The 15,591-nt window shown below is 64.9% G+C and carries 12 protein-coding genes and 1 tRNA gene; 10 read left to right on the forward strand and 3 right to left on the reverse strand.

Annotated elements, in window-relative coordinates; genetic code table 11:
- The first annotated feature begins 403 nt into the window (after window positions 1-403).
- On the forward strand, window positions 404-1,477 hold the full coding sequence (locus TabM4_RS07290; protein ID WP_434620543.1) for a DUF475 domain-containing protein: 1,074 nt from the start codon (window positions 404-406) through the stop codon (window positions 1,475-1,477).
- A gap of 95 nt (window positions 1,478-1,572) precedes the next feature.
- Here TabM4_RS07290 and TabM4_RS07295 read toward each other — a convergent pair.
- Window positions 1,573-1,646 (reverse strand) — tRNA-Cys (locus tag TabM4_RS07295).
- Between the two features lie 181 nt (window positions 1,647-1,827).
- Here TabM4_RS07295 and TabM4_RS07300 point away from each other — a divergent pair.
- The 8 genes from TabM4_RS07300 to TabM4_RS07335 all read left to right on the forward strand — a co-directional run bounded on the left by TabM4_RS07300 (window position 1,828) and on the right by TabM4_RS07335 (window position 12,210).
- Window positions 1,828-3,288 carry a PLP-dependent aminotransferase family protein gene (locus TabM4_RS07300; protein WP_434620546.1) on the forward strand — a complete coding sequence of 487 codons (1,461 nt, stop codon included), beginning with the start codon at window positions 1,828-1,830 and terminating at the stop codon, window positions 3,286-3,288.
- 173 nt (window positions 3,289-3,461) lie between these two features.
- A complete protein-coding gene (xsc, locus tag TabM4_RS07305; protein WP_434620549.1) occupies window positions 3,462-5,237 on the forward strand; it encodes a sulfoacetaldehyde acetyltransferase in 1,776 nt (591 codons plus the stop codon).
- Window positions 5,237-5,977, forward strand: coding sequence for a TSUP family transporter (locus TabM4_RS07310; protein WP_434620552.1), 741 nt, complete (start codon window positions 5,237-5,239; stop codon window positions 5,975-5,977). The genes xsc and TabM4_RS07310 overlap by 1 nt, the downstream gene beginning before the upstream one ends.
- Window positions 5,977-7,119 (forward strand): acetate/propionate family kinase, encoded by a 1,143-nt coding sequence (locus tag TabM4_RS07315; RefSeq protein ID WP_434620555.1) that lies wholly within the window; start codon window positions 5,977-5,979, stop codon window positions 7,117-7,119. Before TabM4_RS07310 ends, TabM4_RS07315 begins: the two co-directional genes overlap by 1 nt.
- A complete protein-coding gene (locus TabM4_RS07320) occupies window positions 7,119-9,890 on the forward strand; it encodes a molybdopterin-dependent oxidoreductase (protein ID WP_434620558.1) in 2,772 nt (923 codons plus the stop codon). The genes TabM4_RS07315 and TabM4_RS07320 overlap by 1 nt, the downstream gene beginning before the upstream one ends.
- A complete protein-coding gene (locus TabM4_RS07325) occupies window positions 9,887-10,624 on the forward strand; it encodes a 4Fe-4S dicluster domain-containing protein (RefSeq protein ID WP_434620561.1) in 738 nt (245 codons plus the stop codon). The genes TabM4_RS07320 and TabM4_RS07325 overlap by 4 nt, the downstream gene beginning before the upstream one ends.
- Window positions 10,625-11,491 carry a dimethyl sulfoxide reductase anchor subunit family protein gene (locus tag TabM4_RS07330; RefSeq protein ID WP_434620564.1) on the forward strand — a complete coding sequence of 289 codons (867 nt, stop codon included), beginning with the start codon at window positions 10,625-10,627 and terminating at the stop codon, window positions 11,489-11,491.
- Between the two features lie 50 nt (window positions 11,492-11,541).
- Window positions 11,542-12,210 (forward strand): hypothetical protein, encoded by a 669-nt coding sequence (locus TabM4_RS07335; protein ID WP_434620567.1) that lies wholly within the window; start codon window positions 11,542-11,544, stop codon window positions 12,208-12,210.
- Here TabM4_RS07335 and TabM4_RS07340 read toward each other — a convergent pair.
- Window positions 12,207-13,457, reverse strand: coding sequence for a vWA domain-containing protein (locus tag TabM4_RS07340; protein WP_434620570.1), 1,251 nt, complete (start codon window positions 13,455-13,457; stop codon window positions 12,207-12,209). The two genes, TabM4_RS07335 and TabM4_RS07340, sit on opposite strands and share 4 nt — an antisense overlap.
- A 24-nt stretch (window positions 13,458-13,481) precedes the next feature.
- Window positions 13,482-14,600: an AAA family ATPase gene (locus TabM4_RS07345; RefSeq protein WP_434620573.1), complete on the reverse strand. Its 1,119-nt coding sequence runs from the start codon at window positions 14,598-14,600 to the stop codon at window positions 13,482-13,484.
- A gap of 153 nt (window positions 14,601-14,753) precedes the next feature.
- On the opposite strand from TabM4_RS07345, the gene TabM4_RS07350 reads away from it, so the two are divergent.
- Entirely contained in the window at window positions 14,754-15,581 is an 828-nt protein-coding gene (locus tag TabM4_RS07350; RefSeq protein ID WP_434620576.1) for a sulfite exporter TauE/SafE family protein, read from the forward strand.
- Window positions 15,582-15,591 lie beyond the last annotated feature (10 nt).

A 15,591-nucleotide genomic window follows, 5' to 3' on the forward strand; every position in this document is an offset into this window, starting at 1 on the left:
ATGGCAGGCGACTCACCCCCTGCATGAAAGGGTTAACGTCAGATCACCGTTCGCTGCGTGCTGACGGTTTGCGGCACAGAATACGGCACAACTTCCGATACAGGCCGCGCGGCCCCTTTCCGGAGGTTAATCCAGCGTGCGCAAGGGGTTAGGGGACGCCCCGAGAAATCGTTTGATTTTCATATCCGAAACCGTATGAACGTCCCAGCCACCCCGCCCCGTGCCGGATGGCGCAACCCTGGTGACCGGGCCCCTCTGGCGAAAGTCCTGCGACGCTTTCGCGATGTCGGCACCTTGTGGAAACAGTCGCAAGGACCTGACCGACCCGCCGGATCGACCCGACGCCAGCACGCGCCGCGCCTCCGCCCGTCTGCCATCTCCGCCTCGGCAAGGGACATCCCCAATGACCACCACCCCGGCACAGAAACCGACGCTGCAATATTTCACCTGGGCCTTCATCGTCACCGCCTTCGGCCTCGCGCTCGGCGCTTGGCTCGGCTGGACCAGCACCGGAACGCTCTCCGGCATGGCGTCTATCTTCTTCATCTGCTGCGTCCTCGCGGTGCTTGAAATCTCGCTCTCCTTCGACAACGCCATCGTGAATGCCAACAAACTCAAGGACATGCGCCCCGAATGGCAGCGCGCCTTCCTGACATGGGGCATCCTGATCGCGGTCTTCGGCATGCGCATCATCTTCCCGCTGCTGATCGTGGTGCTGGCCGCCAATATCGGCCCATGGCAGGCGGTGATCCTCGCCTCCACCCAGCCCGAGGAATACAGCCGCATCATGCATGAGGCGCATCTTCCCATCGCGGCCTTCGGCGGTGCCTTCCTCATGATGGTGGGCCTCACCTATTTCTTCGACGCCGAAAAAGACGTCCACTGGGTCCGCTGGCTTGAGGAGAAGGTCGCCGCCACCGCCACCATCCGGGGCATCGAGGTGGGCGTCGTGCTGATCACGATCCTCGTCTTCTCCAAGCTCCTCGAAGGCGCCGAATCCACCGCCTTCGTCTCTTCCGCGATCTACGGCCTCGTCACCTTCCTCGTGGTGGAAACGCTGGGCGGCCTTCTGGACAAGAGCCAGGAAACGATGTCCGCCGCCGCCAAGGGCGGCCTCGGTGCCTTCCTCTACCTCGAAGTGCTTGACGCCTCCTTCTCCTTTGACGGGGTGATCGGCGCTTTTGCCCTGTCGAACAACCTCTTCGTCATCGCCATCGGCCTTGGCATCGGGGCGATGTATGTGCGGTCCATGACGATCATGCTGGTCGAAAAGGGCACGCTGGCACAGTATCGCTATCTCGAACACGGGGCCTTCTACGCCATCCTGATCCTCTCGGTGATCATGTTCTGCCAGACGCTGGTGCATATCCCCGAGGTCATCACCGGCCTTGGCGGCGCGGCGCTGATCGGCCTGTCGCTCTGGTCCTCCATCCGCTGGAACCGCAAGGGCGGCGACGCCATCCCCGACCCGCGCTGAAACGCGACGGCCCGCCTCGAAAGGGGCGGGCCTCGTCCTTGGTGAACCAACGACGCCAACCCCAGCGTCCCACTTAATTTTTCCGGAGAATGCTCTGGAGGCGGGTACCGGAATCGAACCGGTCTTCACGGATTTGCAATCCGCTGCGTAACCTCTCCGCCAACCCGCCGAGAGCAGGGCTGACCTATACGACCCGCGCCTTCTGCGCAAGACCGGGCAGGTCGAAAATCGCATCCTTTCGCAGGCAGACCCAGCCGGACGGGGCCGGCATTCCGGCAACCGCACCCGCGCAGCCTTGACCCTTCCGGGAAGGGCAGGCCTTATGGCCAGATCGGAAAGGATAGGGCCAGATGCCGATACCGGTCGAAAGCTTCTTTCTTGCAGAAGGGGTTAGCGGAAGCCTGCAACAGCGCATCCGTGCGATGGTGGCCGAAGGCATCCTGTCCGGCCGCTTCCGTACGGGCGAGAAGATGCCCTCGTCCCGCAGCCTTGCCGTCCATCTCGGCGTCAGCCGCATCACCGTGACCTTGGCCTATACCGAACTCGTCGCTGCGGATTACCTCACCTCGCGCGGGCGCTCGGGGTATTTCGTCAGCGAAGGCGTGCCCGTCCAGCCCGGTTTCCAACCCGTCCCCCGCGCGCCCAGTTCCGTCGATTGGGACGGGCTCTGCGCCGGGAAATTCTCGCGCATGGAGCGTGTGGAACGCCCCGAGGACTGGCGCGCCTATCCCTTTCCCTTCATCTACGGTCAGGCCGACCCGACGCTGTTCGACCATCAGAATTGGCGTCTGTGTGCCCTGCAAGCCCTTGGCCGGCGAGAGTTCGAGACGCTGACGGCGGATCGATACGAACGCGACGATCCGCTTCTGATCGAGTACCTCCTGCGGAACATCCTGCCCCGCCGCGGCATCGAAGCGCGGCCCGGTGAGGTTCTGGTAACCATGGGGGCGCAGAATGCCCTCTGGCTCGCGGCGCAGGTGCTGCTTGGTCCGGGGGGGCATGCAGTGGTGGAAAATCCGGGCTATCCGGGCTTTCGGGCGATGGTGGCGCAGTCCGGCGCGCGCGTGACGCCCGTTCCGGTCGATGAGGGCGGGCTTGCGGTCGATGCCCTGCCGGATGGCGTCGATGTCGTCTTCACCACCGCCAGCCACCAAAGCCCCACCAACGCCACCATGCCCGTGGCACGGCGCACCGCCCTCCTCCGTGCGGCGGAAGAGCGGAACTTCCTTGTGGTCGAAGATGATTACGAATTCGAGATGAGCTTTCTCAAGCCCGTCTCTCCCTCAATCAAAAGCCTCGATTCCGCTGGCCGCGTCGTGCATGCCGGGTCCTTTTCCAAGTCGATCTTTCCGGGCCTCCGCCTTGGCTGGCTTGTGGGTCCCGAACCCTTCATCCGCGAGGCGCGGGCGCTGCGGGCACAGGTCCTGCGCCATCCGCCCGGACAGTTGCAGCGCACGGCGGCGCATTTCCTGTCGCTTGGCCACTACGATGCACTCGTGAACCGCATGAAGGCCGCCTTCCGCAAGCGGCGGCAGGCCATGGAAGAGGCGATCCTGCAGCATGGGATGAAAGTGGCGGGGCAGGGCGGTTTCGGCGGCACCTCCTTCTGGATGCAGGCAGCCCCCTATGTCGATACCGAGGTGCTCGCCCTGCGACTGCGCGCCGAGGGCGTGCTGATCGAACCGGGGAGGGTCTTCTTCCATCCCGGAACCGAGCGGCGGAATTTCTACCGTCTGGCCTACAGTTCCATCCCGCTGGCCAAGATCCCCGAGGGCATCGCCCTTGTGGCCAAGGCCATGCGCGATGCCTGAGGCCCGGCCACATCGGCCCAAAGGCCGCCCCGCGCCGGGTCAATCCCGTGTTGGGTCCGGATCTGGACTTAAGCGGCCATGATTTCTGGCCCTAAGCCTGCGAGGCGCGGGAAGGGTAGAAGGTTAGAGAAAGCGCCCCCTCGGGGCGCACCGGAATGGACGGGAGACAACCGATGCGGATGACCACGGAAGAAGCCTTCGTGAAGGTGCTGCAGATGCATGGCATCGACAATGCCTTCGGGATCATCGGATCGGCCTTCATGCCGATTTCCGACCTTTTCCCCAAGGCGGGCATCACCTTCTGGGACTGCGCGCATGAGGGTTCGGGTGGCATGATGGCCGACGGCTTCACCCGTGCCTCCGGCCGGATGTGCATGATGATCGCCCAGAACGGCCCCGGCATCACCAACTTCGTGACGGCGGTGAAGACGGCTTATTGGAACCATACGCCGCTGCTGCTGGTCACGCCTCAGGCGGCGAACCGCACGATGGGGCAGGGCGGGTTCCAGGAAGTGGAACAGATGGCCCTCTTCAAGGATATGGTCTGCTATCAGGAAGAGGTGCGCGATCCGAACCGTGTGGCCGAAGTCCTCAACCGCGTGATCCTGAACGCGAAACGCCATTCCGCCCCGGCACAGATCAACATGCCGCGCGATTACTTCACGCAGGTGATCGACATCGATCTGCCCGCAGTGGTGGAGTTCGAACGCCCCTCCGGCGGCGAGGCCGCGATGGCCGAGGCGGCAGCGCTGCTTTCCTCCGCCAAGTTCCCGGTCATCCTGAACGGCGCGGGCGTGGTGATCGGTGGGGCGATCCCGGCCTCCATTGCGCTGGCCGAGCGTCTCTCCGCCCCTGTCTGCGTCGGCTATCAGCACAATGACGCCTTCCCCGGCAGCCATCCGCTCTTTGCCGGACCCCTGGGCTACAATGGCAGCAAGGCGGGGATGGAACTCATCTCCAAGGCCGATGTCGTTCTGGCGCTGGGCACGCGGCTGAACCCGTTTTCCACCCTGCCGGGCTATGGTCTCGACTATTGGCCGAAAGAGGCCAAGATCATCCAGGTCGACATCAACCCCGCCCGCATCGGCCTGACCAAACGGGTAACGGTCGGCATCTTGGGGGATGCGAAGAAGGTCGCAGAAGGCATCCTCGCGCGCCTGTCCTCCGCTGCTGGTGATGCCGGGCGGAAGGACCGTCTCGACCTCATCGCCACCACGAAAAGCCGCTGGGCACAGCAACTCGCCTCGATGGACCACGAGGATGACGATCCCGGCACCTCATGGAACGAACGCGCCCGCGCGGCCAAGCCCGATTGGATGAGCCCGCGCATGGCATGGCGCGCCATCGAAAGCGCACTGCCGAAAGAGGCGATCATCTCCTCCGACATCGGCAACAACTGCGCCATCGGCAATGCCTATCCCACCTTCGAGAAAGGTCGGAAATACCTTGCTCCGGGCCTCTTCGGCCCCTGCGGCTATGGCCTTCCCGCCATCGTTGGCGCCAAGATCGCCTGCCCGGACACGCCCGTCGTGGGCTTTGCGGGCGACGGCGCCTTCGGCATTGCGGTGACGGAACTCACGGCCATCGGTCGCCCGGAATGGCCCGCCATCACCATGGTGGTGTTCCGCAACTACCAATGGGGGGCCGAAAAGCGGAACTCGACCCTCTGGTATGACGACAATTTCGTCGGCACCGAACTCGACACACAGGTCAGCTATGCCGGCATCGCGCGCGCCTGCGGCCTGCAGGGCGTGCAGGCAAAGACCATGGACGAATTGCGCGCGGCGCTGTCCAAGGCGATCACCGACCAGATGGAACACGGCAAGACCACGCTGATCGAGGCGCTGATCAATCAGGAACTGGGCGAACCCTTCCGGCGCGACGCGATGAAGAAACCGGTCGCCGTGGCGGGCATCAGCAAGGCGGACATGCGCCCGCAGGTCGTCTGATGCCTTTCGATCTGTCCCTTGCGGGGACAGTCTGGATGGCGGTGGCGGTTCTGGGTGCCGCCTTTATCCGGGGCTATTCGGGCTTTGGCTATTCGGCCATCGTCATCGCGGCCTCGTCGCTGGTGATGAACCCGCTCAACATGGTGGCGGTGGTCGTCATCCTTGAAACCGCCATGTCGTTGCAGGCGGCAAAGGGCATTTCGCAAGATGTCGATTGGCGGCGCGTCGGTCTGATGCTGGCAGGGGCGGCGCTGGGCCTTCCGCTTGGCCTCTGGCTCCTGACAGGGATGTCCGAGGATGCGGCACGGGCCGTGATATCGTCCTATGTCCTGCTCATGTGCCTTGTCCTTCTGGCAGGCTGGCGCATGGCGCTCGAGGCGCGGGGGATTTCCAACCTCGGGATGGGGGTGATCTCCGGCCTTGCCAATGCGCCGGGCATGGGCGGGCTGCCCATCGCCGCCTTCTTCGCCGCCCAACCCATGCGCGCGGCGGTCTTCCGGGCCACGTTGATCGCCTATTTCCCGCTGCTCGACCTCTATTCTGCACCGCTCTACTGGTGGGCCGGGCTGGTCAGTTGGGATACGCTCTGGGCCTCGCTCATCGCGCTGCCACTGACCTTTCTTGGCAACTGGCTGGGCGGCCGCCACTTCCTGAACACCGATCCGCAGGATTTCCGGCGCTTTGCCATCCTGCTTCTGGCGGGCCTCGCGGGCATGGGGCTGGTGAAGGCGGTGCTCTGATGACGGTTCTGGTGGTGAATGCGGGTTCTTCCAGCCTGAAGGTGGCGGTCTTCGATGATAACCTGACCGAGCGTCTGTCGGGCCGCGTGACCGAGATCGGCAGCCTTGCCGCCCGCGTGGAGGCAGGGCCCCTGCAAGGCGCGCGCACCGTGCCCGACCATGCGGCGGCGCTTGCCCTCGTCTTTGAGGCGATGGAAGAAGCCGGACTTCCGGTCGCCAGCCTCACGGCTGCCGCGCATCGGGTCGTGCATGGCGGGGCACGTCTGGCGGCCCCCTGTCGCTTGACAGAGGCGGTCGTCGCCGAGGTGGAGGCCTGCATTCCGCTGGCCCCACTCCACAATCCGGCGAACCTGACGGCCATTCGTGCCTTGGCCCGCCTCGCACCCCACCTCCCGCAATATGCAAGTTTCGACACCGCATTCCACGCCACCATGCCCGAGGTGGAAATCCGCTACGCCCTCCCACCCGAGGCCGAGGCACTGGGTTTGCGACGCTATGGCTTCCACGGCATCAGCTACGCGTCAATTGTTCGAAAAGTACAAGAAAATGCCTTGCTGGCGTTTCCAAAGCGGCTTCTTGCGTTCCATTTAGGCAATGGTGCATCTGCCTGTGCGATCCTTGAGGGACGCTCTGTCGCCACCACGATGGGATATTCGCCACTGGATGGCTTGACCATGGGGACACGGACGGGTTCCATCGACGGGAATGCCGTTCTGAGACTGGCCGAGGTGCATGGCGTGACGGGCGCGGGGCGCATCCTGAACCGGGAAAGCGGGCTGCTCGGTCTTGGCGGCGCATCGGACATGCGGGCCTTGCGCAAGGCGGGAACACCCGAGGCGCGTTTCGCGCTGGATCATTTCTGCCATTGGGCCATCCGCCACGCGGGCGGCCTGATCGCCGCCATGGGTGGCCTTGATGCGGTGGTGTTCACGGGCGGGATCGGCGAGAATGACGCAGGCATCCGGGCCGGTATCCTGCGCGGCCTGCGCTTCGCGGGCGCAGAGTTCGACGAGTCGGCGAACGCGGCCGGACGGCCAGACCTTCATCCGCCGGGCGCGCGTGTCGCGATCTGGATAGTACCGTGCGAGGAAGAACGGCAGATTGCCATGGAGGCCATGCAACTGCGGTCAGGGGGGGCGTGATGGGGCAACCGAAGGTCGAGACATCGCCGAAAGTGTCGGACGAGGTCCGCAAGACCACCTGCTACATGTGCGCCTGCCGCTGCGGGATCAACGTCCATCTCACCTCCGGCAAGGTGACCTATATCGAAGGCAACCGCGACCACCCGGTGAACAAGGGCGTCCTCTGCGCCAAGGGGGCCAGCGGCATCATGCAGGTGACCGCCCCCTCCCGCCTGCGCGCGCCGCTGCGGCGGGTCGGCCCGCGCGGATCGGGCGCCTTCGAAGAGATCACATGGGAAGAGGCGCTCGAAACGGCGGTCTCATGGCTCAAACCGCTGCGTGAAGAGGCCCCGGAAAAGCTGGCCTTTTTCACCGGGCGAGATCAGTCGCAATCCTTCACCGGATGGTGGGCGCAGCAGTTCGGCACGCCGAACTATGCCGCACATGGTGGCTTCTGCTCCGTCAACATGGCGGCGGCAGGCATCTACACGATCGGCGGTGCCTTCTGGGAATTCGGTCAGCCCGACTGGGCACATAGCAAGCTTTTCGTCCTCTTCGGCGTGGCCGAGGATCATGACAGCAACCCGATCAAGATCGGCATCGGCAAACTCAAGGCGCGCGGGGCCAAGGTCATCGGCGTGAACCCGGTCCGCACGGGCTACAACGCCGTGGCCGATGAATGGCTGGGCATCACGCCGGGGACGGACGGCCTGCTGATCCTGTCCCTCATCCACTGCCTGCTCGAGGCCGGGAAGATCGATCTCGACTACCTCGCCCGCTGGACGAACGCGCCCCTGCTGGTGAATGCGACGGAAGGCCCCGAAAAGGGGTTGATCCTGAAGAATGCCGAAAGCCAGCCCTTCGTGATCGACCGCCGCACCGGGATGCCTGCCCCGTGGGACGGGGCGGGGGTGCAGCCGGACCTTGGCGCAGTCTGGCAAGGCCATCGCACCGTCTTCCAGCACATGGCGGAACGCTATCTCTCCGCGGAATACGCCCCCGAAGCCGTGGCCGACCGCTGCGGCCTGCCCGCCGCCCGCATCCGCGCGCTTGCCGCCGAACTCGCGCGCACAGCCTTCGACGAAGCCTTCGAGCTTCCCGTCGAATGGACGGACTTCCGCGGCGACCGTCACAGCTCCATGACGGGCCGCCCGGTCAGCTTCCACGCAATGCGCGGAATCTCGGCCCATTCCAACGGCTTCCAGACGGCGCGCGCGCTTCACCTTCTTCAGATCCTCCTCGGAACCGTCGAGGCGCCGGGCGGCTACCGGCTGAAACCGCCCTATCCCAAACCCGTCGAGGCCCACCCGACCCCGCATTTTGTTGCCGCCTCCGGTAAACCGCTCAGCGGCCCGCATCTGGGCTATGTCCGCGGGCCCGAAAACCTCGCGCTGAAGGAGGACGGAACGCCTTGGCGCATCGACAAGGGCTTCACTTGGGAAAATCCCTTCAGCGCGCATGGGTTGATGCACATGGTCATCCCGAATGCCCATGCAGGCGATCCCTACAGGATCGATACTCTCTTCCTCTACATGGCGAACATGTCATGGAATTCCTCCATGAACTCGGCCCGCGTGATGGAGATGCTGACCGACAGGGATGACAAGGGCGACTACGTCATCCCGCGCATCATCTATTCCGACGCTTACGCGTCAGAGATGGTGGCCTATGCCGACCTGATCCTGCCCGATACGACCTATCTGGAACGCCACGACTGCATCTCCCTCCTCGACCGCCCGATCAGCGAGCCTGACGCGGCGGGTGACGCGATCCGCTGGCCGGTCGTGCAGCCCGACCGCGACGTTCGCGGGTTCCAGTCCGTTCTGCTGGACCTTGGCGCGCGGCTGGGCCTTCCTGGCATGGTCAAGGAGGATGGCAGCCCGAAATTTCGCGACTATGCCGATTACATCGTCAACCACATCCGCCGCCCCGGCGTGGGGCCTCTGATCGGGTTTCGCGGCGAAGCCGGCGACAAGGAGGGGCGAGGCGACGCCAATCCAGACCAGCTTGCGCGATACATCGAAAATGGCGGCTTCTATCAGGCCCATGTGCCCGACGGCGCCCAGTATTACAAACCGTGGAACAGGGCCTATCAGGATTGGGCGGTCGCGACCTCCTTCTACGAAACGCCGCAGCCCTATCTCTTTTCCATCTGGTCCGAACCGATGCGCAAGTTCCAGCTTGCCGCCGAGGGGCATGGCTTCCTGCAACCACCCGATCATCTGCGCGACCGGCTTCAGGTCGCCATGGATCCGCTGCCCGTCTGGTATCCCCCCTTCGGCGAAGAGGCGGCATCGGGCTTTCCCGTCCACGCCATCACGCAGCGCCCGATGGCGATGTATCATTCCTGGGGCAGCCAGAACGCATGGCTGCGGCAGATCCACGGGAAGAACTACCTCTACCTGCCCACCAAGATCTGGGAGGCCGAGGGCTTCGCCGAGGGTGACTATGCCCGCGTCACCTCTCCCACCGGCCAGATCGTCGTGCCCGTGGCCCATATGGCGGCCCTGAACCCCGACACGGTCTGGACCTGGAACGCCATCGGCAAGCGGCGCGGAGCATGGGCGCTGGACGAAGGCGCGCCAGAGGCCAATCAGGGCTTTCTGCTGAACCATCTGATTTCCGAGGTCCTGCCGGGCGAGGGGCGGCTCTCGAATTCCGATCCGGTCACCGGGCAGGCGGCATGGTTCGACCTGCGCGTCAGGGTGGAACGTGTCGGGCCGAAGGACCATGCGGAACCGGCCTTCGACGTCCTGCCCCGTGTGGTTCCAAAAGGGAGGGCGCGGGCATGACGACCCTGCCGGAACGGACAGAGAAGAAGCTGGGTCTCGTCATCGACCTCGACACTTGCGTCGGATGCCATGCCTGCGTGACGGCCTGCAAGGGCTGGAACGATCAGGGCTATGGGGTGCCGCTGTCCGATCAGAATCCCTATGGTGCGGACCCTTCCGGAACCTTCCTCAATCGTGTGCACAGCTATTCCGTGCAACCTATTGATAATGCTACGCAAATCATAAATTTCCCGCGCTCCTGCCTGCATTGCGAGGATGCGCCCTGCGTCACCGTCTGCCCAACAGGGGCAAGCTACAAGCGGGCCGAGGATGGCATCGTTCTGGTGAACGAGGATGCCTGCATCGGCTGCGGTCTTTGCGCTTGGGCCTGCCCCTATGGCGCGCGCGAACTGGATCAGGCGGCGGGGGTGATGAAGAAATGCACGCTCTGCGTGGACCGCATCTATAACGAGTCCCTGCCCGAGGAAGACCGCGAACCGGCTTGCGTGCGGACCTGCCCCACCGGGGCGCGGCACTTCGGCGACTTCGCCGACCCGGACAGCAAGGTCAGCCGCCTGTCGGCCGAGCGTGGGGGTTTTGCCCTGATGCCCGGCATGGGCACCAAACCGGTGAACCGCTATCTCCCGCCCCGCAAGAAAGACCGCCCCGAAGAGGCAAGCCTTCTGGCACCGCTTCTGGATATCAAGGCAACGGGGCTGGCCGGGTGGCTGGATCGCGTTCTGGGGAAAATCTGAATGCATCCAGCACCTTCCGTCATCGTCTTCACGGTCCTGTCAGGCATGGGTTTCGGCTTTCTCGCCGTGATGGGCCTCTATGGGGCGCAGGGGATTCCCGCGTTCTTCCTTTGGGGGCTGGGCTATGGGCTGGCCGTCGCGGGTCTGGTTGCCTCCACCTTCCATTTGGGCAATCCGCAGCGCGCCCTCCTTGCCTTCACGCAGTGGCGGACAAGCTGGCTGTCGCGCGAGGCATGGGCATCGGTGATCACGCTTATCCTCTTTGCACCCCAGGCACTTGCGGATTGGCTGGGTTTTGATTGGGGCCGTGGCTTCGGGATCGCGGGGGCTGTCATGGCGGCGGTTACGGTCTTCTGCACCTCCATGATCTATGCCCAGATCCGCGCCGTGCCGCGCTGGCATCACTGGACGGTGCCGGTGCTGTTTCTGGCCTACGCAGTTGCTGGCGGCATGATCATCGGCACGATGCGCCCCTATGTGACATGGGCCCTGTGCCTTCTGGGCGTCGCGATGGCGCTGCACTGGCATTTCGGCGCGCGCGCCTTCGCCAAGGCGGGCCAGCGCATGGAAGAGGCGACCGGATTGGGACAGATCGGCAGGGTTTCGGTTTTCGAACACCCCCACACGGGCGGAAACTACCTTCTGCGCGAGATGATCTTCGTCGTCGGCCGAAAACATGCCGAAAGGGTGCGGATGATCGCGATGGTCTTTTCGGTCTTGCTGCCGGTGCTGTTCCTTGTCTTCGTCCCCGGCTTCGGCGCTCTGGTCCTTGCGGTGATGTTCCACCTGATCGGCGCTTTCGCCCAACGCTGGCTCTTCTTCGCCGAGGCCGAGCATGTGGTCGGCCTCTACTACGGCATGCGCTAGGCTGGTCCGGGCACGGCTGCGGCCTAGCTTCGCCGCAGGGAGGCACCCGCGTGTTCATTCTGACGCCCGATACGATCTGGAACCCGCATGTCCTTGAGATGCGCCAAGTGCCACGCCGCGTCTTTGGACGTGTGATGATATTTCCGCGACGTGGGGCGGGCCTTGGCCTCTGGCTGCGGCTGATCTTCGAGATCGAGGTGCTGCGCTATCTCGGCGCGCTCCTACCTTTTCTGCTGGGGGCGGTGATCTACCCGCAATACGCCCTTGCCATCTCGCAGGCACCCCTTCCCATGCTGATCGTGATCTATTTCGTCGAGGCAAAACTCCTGCGCCTGAACCGGACGCGGGCAAAGGCTCTGGCCTCCCCCGCAGAGGTGGAGCGGGGCATGGACCTGCTCCGCGTCCGTTCCGTGGCGATACTGTCGAAGATCGCCGCCGGGCGGGGGCTGGTGGACGGTCGGTTGCATCTGGTCGTGGAACAGTCGGAAATCTGGCGGATGCCGCCGCTCACGCTGGTATCGGTGCAAAGCGAGGCAGGGCCGGAAGTGATGCGCCTGACGGCGGAAGAGCGGTCGCTGGTGGCAGGACTCTTCGATGAGGCGTTCGGGGAACGTGATCTGTTGCGGGCGAACCTTGCGGCAGGGGAATGTCTGCGGGATGTGGCCTTTGACCTGCGGGGCGTGTCGGCCCATGCTCGGCTGGCGGCGCTGATCGGTTAGCGCGAAAGGTCGAGGGTCGTTCCCCAAGGCGGCCTCGGTGCATGGCGGCTGTCGGGGACAGCCCAGATCACCGGAAAGCGGGGCCGTGCGGGAAGCGGTGCCTCGAGATCGGTCAGGACGATCAGGATCGAAGGCTGCAGGATGGTCGCCGCCGCGAAAGCGGGGGCGAAAGCGGTGCCGCCGCCGCGCGGGGCTTGCAGGCTGCGGATTTGGGCGGCGGCAGTGGCGGGGTCCAGTCTGGCGGGCGGCGCGGGGGTGTCGTCGAAGGCGATGAGGTGAACTTCCGCCCGCGTACGGCGGGCGATGGCGGCGGTCTCGGCCATAAGGAGCGATAGCGCGTCATTCGTGATGCTGCTGGAAGTGTCGAGCGCGATAACCACACGGGGGGCGGGGCTCTGGCGGGTGGTTCCGGGCTGGAAGGCAGGTTCGGGGGTGCCTTTGGCCTGCGCATCGGCCATGGCGGCGATGAAGGGGCGGGCGGGACGGCGGTGGCTGGGCCGGGGCGTGTCCAGTGTAGCCCGGGTGAGGAGGCGGCGCAGTATCACCTCCCACGGGGTTTCCGGAATGGGGATGTCGGCAAGGCGCAGTCCCGCCGCCCCAATGCCGCGCCCAGCCATGCGGCCGGCATCCAAAGCCCGCGCCAGATGTCGATGCCAGTCGGCATCGGTTCTCGTCTCGGGGGGGGCGGCGGCGCCGTTATCGGGCTTCAGATCAGGTTGGAAACCCGTCGCCATGGCGTAGGAAAGGGCGCGGGATTGCGCCTCGCCGCTGCCCCCCGGCCTGCTGTCGCGCAGGGCGTGATAGAGGCGGTCCACGTCCCAGTCGGCCAGCGCCTGACGGGGAGGCGAAGTGGTGGCGAGGGCATGGGAGAGGAGGCCCGTCAGCGTCAGGGCCGGGCGCGGGAGGGCGTAGTCGGCGGCGAGCAGGGTCTCGTTCACGATGGCATCGGCGGCGATCTGCCAGAGGCGGGCATCGAAACGGTCGCCCAGCCGAAGGGCGAGGTTGGCCAGACGGGACGAATGGCGCAGCGCCACGTGCAAGATATGATGGGCGGCAAGGCCCATCTGTTCGTGCCGGGGCAAGGTGTCGAATTCGGGGCCGTAATGAACGGTCTGGCCCGTTGTCTCGGCCATTGGGCCGTGGTCGCGGTCGCGGTGATCGCACCAGAGGGCAAGCGCGGCCATGGCAGGATCGTGTTCGTTCAGCGCGCGGAGTGCGCTGGTGGCGCGGGCACTGTGGCGGCTCATTCCAAGCCCATCAATCTAGACCCGTCATTCAAGACCATGTGCCTGCCGTTCGGCACGGTATTCGGCATAGGCGGGGGAGTTGCGGAAGGCCTCGGTCAGGCCTTGAGTCAGGGCCTTCTGGATTAGCAGTTCGAAACCATGGGTGCAAAGTTCCGCCAAGGGCAGGCGGGCGAAGGGTGTATCAGGGCGCAGGCGGGGCAGGTGGCGCAACTCGGCCATCACCTCGATCACCCGTGCCATGCTCGCAGCGTCGGCAGTGCCGATAAGGGCATAGGTCAGGGCGGTGAGGCCGGTCATCGTCTGGGGGTAGAGGTCGGCGCGTTTGGCACGTGGGGCCTCAAGCAAATCGGCCACCTGCACGGTGGCGGCGATCTCCTCTGCCACCAAAAGGAATTCGGCGGCGGCGGCGTCTCCGATGGTGCCTGCGATCATTGGGGTGCGGAGGTTTGGGTCGGGGATGGCGCGGAGGATGTCGGACACCCTGACCCAAGAGCGGGGCGTGCAGGCGATCGTGAGGCCACGGCGAAGCGCGTCTTCTGAATTCTCCAGCAGGTCGGGGCGCGTGCGGATGAAGGTGATGACGGCGTGATGGAGGCCACGCGGGACGGCATAGCGTGTGAGCCAATCCGTAGCCTCGGCCCTTATTTGCAGATGGATCAGCCGGTCGGCGAGGGCCGTTCCCATTTCATAGGCGACGGCACCGTCATCCGTGCCGTTTCCGGCAGCGACGAGGAAGCAGGAGGCGGGCAGTTGGTGACGTCCGACGCGGCGTTCCTGAAGAAGGCCGTAGACCGTGGGTTGCAGCGTCGGCGCGGCGGCGGTGAGCTCGTCGAGGAACAGGATAGTGGGGCGCATCGGATCGTCCGGCAGGTCCTCTGGGCGATACCAGACGGTGCGTCGGGTGCTATGGTCGTAGAAGGGCAGGCCGCGCAGATCCTGCGGCTCGATGGTCGTCAGGCGCAGATCGAAAAGCAGCGCGCCGGTCTCGGTGGCAAGTTGGGCCACGATCTCGGATTTGCCGATGCCCGGACGTCCATGCAGCATCCAGGCGGCGGTAAGCTGGCCCGAGGCCTGTGCGCCATGGGCAGCGCGTAGAATGGCAAGCGCCTCGCCCGCCGATATGGGGGCGGTGTTCACGGTCATGTCCTTGGGTCCTCTACGCGTTTCTGTGCGCGAGAAGGCTAGCGGTTGTGCGGGTGCTGGCAAGGTGCTGCCGGTTGTCCTTGGGCATGGCGCGGCCTAAGACTGGTGCGGGGCGGTCCCCGTGGGGGGCTGTAAGGGAAAGGAATCGGGGGCATGGATGGAATGGAACTGGCGACGCTTCTGCCGGTGATCGGGGCGCTGATCGTGGCAGGTGCGCTGATCGGGCTCCTCGCCGGAGTATTCGGCATCGGGGGCGGCGCGATTTCGGTGCCGGTCTTCTATGAACTGTTCCGCGTGCTTGATTACCCCAAGGACCTCTGGATGCCGATGGCGGTGGGCACCTCTCTTGCGGTCATCATTCCCACATCGCTGAATTCCGCGCGGGGGCATTACCTGCGTGGCACGGTGGATATGGACCTCATACGCATCTGGGCCGTGCCCGTGGTGCTGGGTGTGCTTGCGGGTTCGGCGATTGCCCACTTTGCCGACCCCATCGTCTTCCAGCTTGTTTTCATCTTCGTTGCGGGGATCAACGCGGCGAAACTGTTGTCGGGTGGCAAGGGCTGGCGTCTGGCCGAGGGCCTTCCGGGGCGCAAGGTCTTGGTCGGCTACGGCGGGATCATCGGTATTCTATCGGCGCTCATGGGAATCGGCGGTGGGGCGATCACCAATCTGCTGTTGACGCTGCATGGCTACGATATCCGCCGGGCAATCTCGACGGCAGCAGGTGTGGGCGTCCTCATCGCACTGCCGGGAACCATTGGCTATGTTCTGGCGGGTTGGGGTAAACCCGGCCTGCCCGCCGATGCGCTGGGCTATGTCAGTCTGCTCACCTTCGCCCTGACGATACCCACGACGCTGCTGACGACGCGTTTCGGGGTGAAGCTTGCGCATACCCTGCCCAAGCGGGTGCTGGAGACAGGCTTCGGTATCTTTCTTCTGACGGTCTGCGCGCGATTCATCTGGGACATGCTGGCCTGAGGCCGAGAGG

The sequence above is a fragment of the Tabrizicola sp. M-4 genome (genome assembly GCF_051132405.1).
Classification (GTDB): Bacteria; Pseudomonadota; Alphaproteobacteria; order Rhodobacterales; family Rhodobacteraceae; genus Paragemmobacter.